The sequence below is a fragment of the Pedobacter fastidiosus genome (genome assembly GCF_014306625.1).
Classification (GTDB): Bacteria; Bacteroidota; Bacteroidia; order Sphingobacteriales; family Sphingobacteriaceae; genus Pedobacter; species Pedobacter fastidiosus.
This window is the reverse complement of the sequence record NZ_JACRYL010000020.1, coordinates 24,883-33,786: the sequence shown is the minus strand read 5'-3', so window position 1 is coordinate 33,786 and position 8,904 is coordinate 24,883. Positions and strand designations below refer to the sequence as shown.

The following is an 8,904-nucleotide window of genomic DNA, read 5'->3' as shown; positions in this document are numbered from 1 at the left end:
AAGCAATATTTTAGGTTTACCTATGGCTTTAGGAGAACTCGGGCTTGCAGGGTGGCTGATCATCAAAGGAGGAAAAAAGATTATTTTAAAACCCACCAATTGAATAGAACTTAAATAACACTAACCAGTCGTAAGGCACTAAACCATTGGGGCTAACTTTAGATAATTAAACCCATAAACCAAAAAATGACAAACATCGAAATTAGAAAAATAACAATAAATGATATTGACCAATTGCAAAAAATTGGCAAGCAAACCTTTTACGAAACTTTTTCTACTGGAAATACAGAAGAGAATATGGCAAAATATCTGGAGGATGGATTTTCTTTGGAAAAATTGACGACTGAACTTAACGATAACAACACTGAATTTTATTTCGCAATATTTGAGGATAACGTAATTGGTTATTTGAAACTAAATTTTGGCCAATCACAAACAGAACTTAAAGATGATACAGCGATTGAAATCGAGCGGATTTATGTATTAAAGGACTTTCATGGAAAAACGGTAGGCCAACTGCTTTATAATCAAGCCATTCAAATAGCAAAACAGAAAAACGCTAACTATGTTTGGCTAGGTGTTTGGGAAGAAAACCCTAGAGCAATAAGTTTTTACAAAAAGAACGGTTTTATTGAATTCGATAAACACGTTTTTAAATTGGGAAATGATGAACAAACCGACATCATGATGAAACTAAAATTGAACAAGTGATTCGGGAAGAATGAAATGTTACGCTAACATCGGTTTGCCAAAGGCATCACTTCGTGCCAAGAATATCTACTTTTCCCAGAAGGTAAATCGGACTACTTGCACTTCGATCTCCTAGGGAACATTTATGAATCGTTTTCTATTCTTATTAAACTTAATTGTCCAAACACAATACCTAAACATAATTTTATATGAATATAACAGAACAAATCAGCGACTATATTACCAGCCAACCTGAGCCAAAACGCAGAGATCTCCAAGAGTTGCACCGTGTTATTCTGACTATAATGCCAATGAATAAATTATGGTTCCTTGATGGTAAAAACAGTGAAAATAAAATTGTTTCTAACCCAAATATTGGATATGGATCTCGCACCATTAAATATGCCGATGGCTCAACAAAGGAGTTTTATCAAATTGGTTTGAGCGCAAATACAGCCGGAATCTCCGTGTACATTCTTGGCATTGATGATAAGACTTACTTATCCAAAACCTATGGAGAAAAAATAGGCAAGGCAAACGTAACAGGTTATTGCATTCGGTTCAAAAAAATTAAGGATATAAACATTGAAATTCTTGAAGAGGCCATACGATATGGAATTGAGGCGTAAAATGAAAATAAGAGACTAGCGATGAGTCAATCAGCAGTGTTTTGTATAAAATGAAAATCTGCTTGTAAATTTTTCTTATTCGTTTGCAGTATTTTTTCTAAGTTAGTGCGGATAATAAATTAAGATTAGCCAAAAACCAAGCAAACATCAGGTAATTTATACCTAATAACGATCTCAATGGATAATTGCAAAAACTGTAGCGAAACAATTAGTGGAAATTACTGCTCAAACTGTGGCCAAGCTGTAAAGTTTAAAAGAATAGATAGACATTATATTACCCACGAAATTGAGCATGTTCTGCACTTTGAAAGAGGAATTTTTTATACCATTAAAGAACTCCTAAGAAATCCTGGGCAAAATATTAGAAATTACATCACCGACAATAATAGAAGCAAACTTGTAAAGCCAATTATCTTTATAATTATAACTTCATTAATTTATAGTATTATAAACCATTTGTTTCATATTGAAGATGGATACATAAAATTCGATGAAACAAAAAAATCGGCTACCGGCTCTATTTTCGAGTGGATTCAAGCACATTATGGCTATGCCAATATCATGATGGGCATTTTTATCGCATTTTGGGCAAAATTATTTTTCAGAAAGTATGACTACAATTTTTTCGAAATTTTAATCCTATTGTGTTTCGTAATGGGAATAGGCATGTTGATTTTTTCTTTCTTTGCGCTAATCCAAGGCTTAACCCATATTAATTTAATGCAAGTTGCTGGTGCGGTAGGTATGGTTTACACCATCTGGGCAATTGGCCATTTTTTTGATAAAAATAAAGCTATGAATTATGTAAAAGCATTCGCTTCATACATGCTAGGTACCCTAACCTTTTTCATATTAGTATTGATAATAGGAGTTGTATTTGAATTGGCAATAAAGCATTAAAGGTAGGAAGGTAAGGTTTTCATAACCATTTCAATTAAATTTTAGAATACACGAAAATTGAAGTTACAGTATCTTGACATTTTGACGCCATTTCTTCTGTTGAAAAAAACATTTCATCTTCTACCCAAGACACCAAAAAACTTATAACAAGAGCCGCAGTAGCTTCAGATAGGTAGGAAAGTAATTTTTGTTCTTTCTTTCCTTTTCCAAACTGATGACCAAATTTCTTTTTGATTTTTATTGCGATACTGTTCTTAAAAAACTCCGCCATGATGTTTCCACTTTTTTTACCCAACATGGCCTTAGCCAACTGCTGGTTTTGAGCAATATGACCAAATAAGTTTTTAAAACTCAATTCGCCATTAATCTCTATTGAAAACATGGCTACGTTCAAATTATTATGCCCATCTAAAAGCAGTTGCTCTTTGCTTTCGTAGTGCATATAGAATGTTGAACGGCCAACATTTGCTCTGTCTATAATATCTTGAATGGTTACCTTTTCATAGCTCTTTTCCAAAATCAAATGTATTAAAGCTTCGGTAAGCGCCTTTTTTGTTTTTTGAATGCGCCTATCCACAATAATTTCCTTTTCAGCTTTCATTTTCCTGAACTTTTTTGATTAAATGTTCAATAACTGCCATTTGGCTGGTTATGTTTTTGAATGTTGCAAATTTAGCTATTAGGTTTGTTAAACAATACACAATGTTCAATAAAAAACACCAAGTTCAAAATGAAATACCCATTAGTTTCCTTAATGTTTATTATGCTAACTGCTTTTAAACAACCCGCAAACAGCACTTTGACGGTTAACACCAGCAATTATAATAACGATAATGGCAAAGCTGTTTTATTCCTATTTCGCAAAGACGACAAAATACCATCCAGTCCATTTAAAACAGTCTCAACGGAAATCAAAAACAAGAAAGCAGTTTTTCAAATCCCCAACCTTGTCTTCGATGATTATGCCATTCTCATTTTACATGATGAAAATAATAATGGCAAAATTGATCATTCTCTGGGGTTACCAAATGAACAATTGGGCTACAGTAATAAATGGGAAATAGGTTTTTTTACGGGTATGCCTACATTTTCAAAACTGAAATTCCCGTTTTCTGCAACTCAAAAAGTTCAAAATATCAGTATCACCTATAAAAGAAATAGAAAGTAATGGCAACTTTAAAACCAATTATAACAATAGCTTTTTTGCTTTTAGGACTTAATTTATTCGCCCAACAAAGCGGGGCTGTAAAGGGTAAAGTGATCGATAAAAGCACCAAACAAGTATTGCCATTTGCAACCATTGAAATAGTCAATATGGCAAAAGGAACAATAACAGACACTTTGGGCAATTTTAGTTTTTTAAATGTTGCCGAAGGTCTCTATTCAATAACCATCAACTCGGTTGGCTACCAGCAACAAAGGGTTAATGATGTACGGGTTATTAGAAACAAGGTAAGCTATATCGAAATTGAATTACAGGATGCATCGCAAAGTTTAAGTGCAGTAACTGTAAATGGTTTCAAATTTGAAAATAATCCCGCACTACCCGTTTCGGCTTATAGTTTTTCAAGAGAAGAAATCTCCCGGAACCCAGGTGCACAAGGCGATATTTTTAGGGCTATTGGCATGTTGCCGGGCGTATCAAGCAGCGGCGGTGCCTTTTCTGCCATTGCCGTGAGAGGGCAAGGCACAAGGGATAACGTGTATATGGTAGATGATATTCCTGTTTTTTCATTGGCGCATCTGGAAGGTAGCCCTAATGGATTTAACGACCCGAACGGTGGCAGGTTTAGTATTTTTGCCCCAAGAGTTATTAATAGTGCAGTATTTCAAGGTGGTGATTTTAGTGCTGCCTATGGCAGAAGAAGTGCCTCTTATTTAGGGTTAACCATAAAGGAAGGAAATAAAGAAAGTTTTACCATTGATGGACAGTTGGATTTGATGGGGGGAACGATAAACTATGATGGCCCAAGTTATCTTTTTAAAAATACCAGTTTATTTATTTCTGCAAGAACGCAAAATATTGGCAACGTGGTAAAAATTGCCAACTTACAAGATTTGGGCATTCCAAAATATCAGGATTTTATTTTTAAATCAACCACACAAATTAATGAACGAAATAAACTTTCTATTATCGCCATTTACAGCCCCGAAACATTTGTAAGGGACACCAGTAATGTGAGGGCAGATAAAAATTTAAATAACTTATTTACGCTGAACCGGAAAAGTAATCAAACCATTTTGGGGCTCAATCTTTTATCCCTTACCAGTAAAAGCAGTAACTGGAAAAACGGTTTGTACTACAATTCTACACATACCACCAACACTTACGGTAATTCTTTTCCGCTAACAGATAAAGAGGGTGTTCTGATACCTGGTAGCATTATTCCCTTTGAAGATGGCATAAAAAAAATAGATTACAAAGAATATACAGTCGGTTATCGTTCTATTTTTTCCAAATTTTTTGAAGATAAATCAAAACTTACCCTGGGCGTTGAATTCGACAAGTCGGCATTAACCAATAATAGAAAATTAAGCCGGACAGATACTTCCTATGTTTTTAGCACAACAGATTACAGGCCTAATCCAACTACTTATTACGCTTTAATTCTGCCCCAATTCTTTAACGCAGACTATAATAATTCGGCCTATAATGCTTCCGCATATATTGATTATTCGTTTCCATTATTAAAAAAACTCACAGTAAATGCAGGCCTGCGATATGATTATACAGGCTTTACCAAACAAAGCAGTATTGCCCCAAGATTAAGTGGAAGCTACCAGTTTGATGAGCAACAAAGCCTGAATTTTTCGACAGGTATATACTATCAGGATCCTTTGTACTCCGAAATTGCTGATCAACCCCAAGGTAATACATTAAAAAACCAACGGGTAATAGAGGCCATTGCCGGGTATAAATATCATTTCAATAGTTCCCTAAAATTAACCGTTGAAGGCTGGTATAAAAAGCTTGACCATTTATTAGTACGTCCTGTAAGCGGTAGCGCTGAACAGAACAGCAATGGTACAGGTTCTGCAAGTGGTTTTGACATCAATCTTACCAAGCGGTTGTCCCAAAATTTTCATGGTCAAATCGGATATTCCTATATGTTGAGCAAGCGTAATGACAATGATGGTTTGGGGGATTATAATTATACATTCAGCCAACCCAACCAGGTTAATTTTTTATTGAGTTACAAAGCGGGACAGCATTGGCTACTGGCAACAAAATTCAGATATGCAACCGGGAAACCAACTTACGATTATATTGTGCATAAGAATGTTTTAAATAACAGCAATGAAATTAGGTACTCCCAAGAGATTACTACACAGGGCACAAAACGCTTAACCGATTTTATAAGCTTGGATGTGCGGGTAGATTATAATTTTAAGATAAAAGGCATAGCTCTGAATGCTTTCGTAGATATTGCTGATGTTAATAATCGTAAAAATGCTTACCAGGAATCGTTTAACCCTATTACAGGGAAAACCTTTTACGAAGGCATTTCCATCTTTCCTTCTTTTGGTTTGAAGTTCCAGTTTTAAAATTAAAACAATGAGAAAAATCATCACATACGCATTATACCCAACATTGCTGCTAATTGTGGTCGCAATAATATTTTTGGCGATTAATTTCGGTTCCGATTATAAAACAGTTTATGCTGCCACAACAATTTTTATTGTACTAACGTTATTAATTACCGAAACCATTTTCCCACTTAATAAACAATGGAAAATGACTGCAAAAAGCTTTTGGCGTGACTTTAAATATATTGCTATTGATGCACCAATAATAGCCCTTACAAAATCAGGTTTCGGCATATTGGCAATTTGGTATAGCGAAAATCATGTAGGCTTTTTTACTAAATCGCCATTTTTAATAAGTGTAACTATCTATCTCTTAGTCTTTGAATTCTTTCAGTACTGGTATCATCGTTTAAGTCATACCGGTAAGGGAAAAATTGGAAAATTTCTATGGAACGTGCATTTGGCTCATCACCTACCTAACCAAGTATATGTTGTAATGCATGCCGTTTTTAGTCCGATAAACGCCTTTATAACGGCCACAATTATTCAATTACCGCTTATTCTTTTAGGTGTTTCGCCTGAAGTGGCATTGGCGGCAACACTTTTAATCGATCTACAAAGTTTAGTTTCGCATTTCAATGTAAATATTAGGGCAGGCTTCTTAAATTATATTTTTATTGGTACGGAAACACATCGGTATCACCATAGTGCAAATATTAAAGAAGCGAAAAACTATGGAAACACATTGGCCATTTGGGATCTCGTATTTGGAACATTTTATTATAAGCCAGGAGAAGTACCCGAAGAATTAGGAATAAAAAATCCGAATGAATACCCCAAATCTGAGGATATTTTTAAAGTTGTAGTCCTACCCTTTAAAAAGCCCATCAGTTAGCAGAAACTTAACACAAAGTTAAATTTACAATTTATACTAGCCAAATGTATAACTATTTAAATTTCGTAGTGATCTACATTTTTTGTCAAATGGCAAATCCAAAAAAAATAACTTTGCTTAACTTGCAGCATGAAAGGATTTATAGAATACATTCTGCAGTTTGGAAATTTAAACCAACAACAAATTGATTTAATTTCTAGAAAAGCAACTGTATTAGAACTTCCCAAAGATGAATATTTCTCAGAGGCAGGCAAAATTGCACAACGGGTAGGGTTTATTTCGGATGGTATTATTAGGGTTTGTTACTACAATAACCAAGGTGAGGAAATTACCAAATATTTTATCGAAGAAAACAACTTGGTAGTCGATTTGGAAAGCTTTGACAATGAAATTCCTTCTTCAGCATATGTACAAGCCATCACCGATTGCAAACTTTTACTTTTTTCGAAAAAAGACTGGAACGAACTTTTAGATACCATTATTGGTTGGGATACTATTGTACATAAAATTATTTCGAAAGCACTAAGACAAAAAGTAGAAAGGAGAAGCCCATTAGTTTCAGAAGATGCTACAACACGCTATTTGAAGTTTTTGGAAATTTACCCCAATGTTGTTAATAGAATTCCGCTTTCTTATATTGCTTCCTATTTGGGGGTTACGCAATCTTCACTTAGTAGAATAAGAAAAAACATAAGCTAAATCTCTTTTTGCCAAATGGCAAATGGTTTCATTTTTAATCTCCGCACTTTTACTTAAATAATTTAAAGAAACAAAAAATGAAATCAGTATTAATAACAGGAGCCAATAGAAGTATTGGTTTAGAGACAGCAAAAGAGCTATCGAAAAAGGGATTATTTGTTTATCTAGGTACCCGCAATCTTGAAAAAGGGAATGCTGTTGTACAACAATTAAACGAAGAAGGATTTGAAAATATTAAGGCTATTGAAATTGATGTTACGAAACAGGATTCTATTTTAGCGGCCAAAAATATCGTTGAAGAAGAACAAGGAAAATTGGATATTCTAATTAATAATGCAGGAATTAGCGGAGATTTTCCTCAAAATGCGTCAGATACATCAATCAAAGATATTCAAGAGGTATTCGATACGAATTTCTTTGGCGTAATTAGCGTAACTCAAGCCTTTTTAGAATTGCTTAAAAAGTCAGATCATCCTAGAATTAGTAACATTACCTCCGGGCTTGGTTCATTAACCTTACATAGCGATCCGAACTGGAAATATTACACTGTTAAATCGGCAAGTTATGGAACTTCTAAAGCAGCTCTTAATGCATATACAATCGTTTTGGCTTATGAACTGAGAGCATTGCCCTTTAAAGTGAATGTAATTGACCCAGGCTACACAGCCACAGATTTTAACCACCATAATGGGCCTGGAACAATAGAAAGTGCAGCAAATTTTATCATTAAACATACCTTAATCGATGATAATGCACCAACAGGAAAGTTTTTCAGTAATGACATCGAAGATGAAACAGAGGTAAGTCCGTGGTAGCGGATTGAAAGTTTTAAATATAAAATTAGGGCGACTTGCCCTTTAAATGCTCAATGGTGACCCCACTATTGAGCATTTGTGTTATATTAGATTACAGATTAAATGAACTTAAGACCTAGAAAATAGAGAAATGATAAACAGTGAGCCAAACCACAAAGTTGATTTTTATTTTGATAAGGCTAAAAAGTGGCAAGAAGAAATTAATAAATTAAGATTGATTGTGCTCGATTGTGGTTTAAGCGAAGAATTGAAATGGGGTTGCCCCTGCTATGTGCTCGAAAAAAGTAATATTGTTTTGATTCACACCTTTAAAGAGTATTGCGCATTGCTGTTTTTTAAGGGTGCTTTAATGGATAACAAAGATGGTTTGCTGATTCAACAAACTGAAAATGTACAATCTGCTCGTCAAATTCGCTTTACCAATCTTCTAGAAATATTTGAAAAGGAAACTGTTATAAAAAATTATATTGCTAAAGCTATTGAAGTAGAAAAAGCAGGATTAAAAGTTGAACTGAAAAAGCATAATGATTATACTATTCCAGACGAATTTCGGCATAAATTGGATCAGATTCCTGAATTAAAAATTGCCTTTGAAACATTAACACCAGGGAGACAAAGAGCTTACTTGCTACATTTTTCTACGCCTAAACAATCCAAAACCAGAGCGGCAAGAGTTGAAAAAAGTATGCCAGCAATTTTAAATGGCAAAGGCTTAAATGATTAGTTTATAAAAAACTAAAGTTAAAAG

Annotated in this window: 10 protein-coding genes; 9 read left to right on the top strand and 1 reads right to left on the bottom strand. The window is 34.3% G+C overall.

From position 1 onward, the window contains the following. Positions 1–186 precede the first annotated feature (186 nt). From H7U22_RS18500 to H7U22_RS18490, 3 genes are all read left to right on the top strand, one after another. The gene (locus tag H7U22_RS18500; protein ID WP_187072830.1) at positions 187–711 is read left to right on the top strand and encodes a GNAT family N-acetyltransferase; all 525 of its coding nucleotides are present in this window, start codon (positions 187–189) and stop codon (positions 709–711) included. A 188-nt stretch (positions 712–899) separates the two neighbouring features. Beyond that, positions 900–1,319, top strand: coding sequence for a DUF1801 domain-containing protein (locus H7U22_RS18495; protein ID WP_187072829.1), 420 nt, complete (start codon positions 900–902; stop codon positions 1,317–1,319). A 177-nt stretch (positions 1,320–1,496) separates the two neighbouring features. Continuing rightward, positions 1,497–2,219 (top strand): DUF3667 domain-containing protein, encoded by a 723-nt coding sequence (locus tag H7U22_RS18490; RefSeq protein ID WP_187072828.1) that lies wholly within the window; start codon positions 1,497–1,499, stop codon positions 2,217–2,219. 34 nt (positions 2,220–2,253) lie between these two features. Here the strand turns inward: H7U22_RS18490 and H7U22_RS23435 are convergent, their stop codons facing one another. Then, a complete protein-coding gene (locus tag H7U22_RS23435; protein WP_187072827.1) occupies positions 2,254–2,820 on the bottom strand; it encodes a TetR/AcrR family transcriptional regulator in 567 nt (188 codons plus the stop codon). 129 nt (positions 2,821–2,949) lie between these two features. Between H7U22_RS23435 and H7U22_RS18480 the strand changes: the two genes are divergently transcribed. The 6 genes from H7U22_RS18480 (at position 2,950) to H7U22_RS18455 (ending at position 8,880) form a co-directional block, all read left to right on the top strand. After that, entirely contained in the window at positions 2,950–3,387 is a 438-nt protein-coding gene (locus tag H7U22_RS18480) for a DUF2141 domain-containing protein (RefSeq protein ID WP_187072826.1), read from the top strand. Next, entirely contained in the window at positions 3,387–5,765 is a 2,379-nt protein-coding gene (locus H7U22_RS18475; RefSeq protein WP_187072825.1) for a TonB-dependent receptor, read from the top strand. Before H7U22_RS18480 ends, H7U22_RS18475 begins: the two co-directional genes overlap by 1 nt. A gap of 10 nt (positions 5,766–5,775) precedes the next feature. Next, on the top strand, positions 5,776–6,642 hold the full coding sequence (locus H7U22_RS18470; protein WP_222621899.1) for a sterol desaturase family protein: 867 nt from the start codon (positions 5,776–5,778) through the stop codon (positions 6,640–6,642). Positions 6,643–6,771: 129 nt separating this feature from the next. Then, positions 6,772–7,341 carry a Crp/Fnr family transcriptional regulator gene (locus H7U22_RS18465; protein WP_187072824.1) on the top strand — a complete coding sequence of 190 codons (570 nt, stop codon included), beginning with the start codon at positions 6,772–6,774 and terminating at the stop codon, positions 7,339–7,341. 77 nt (positions 7,342–7,418) lie between these two features. Beyond that, positions 7,419–8,156 (top strand): SDR family oxidoreductase, encoded by a 738-nt coding sequence (locus H7U22_RS18460; RefSeq protein WP_187072823.1) that lies wholly within the window; start codon positions 7,419–7,421, stop codon positions 8,154–8,156. Positions 8,157–8,286: 130 nt separating this feature from the next. After that, complete coding sequence (locus tag H7U22_RS18455) at positions 8,287–8,880, top strand: YdeI/OmpD-associated family protein (protein WP_187072822.1); 594 nt, start codon at positions 8,287–8,289, stop codon at positions 8,878–8,880. Positions 8,881–8,904: the final 24 nt, after the last annotated feature.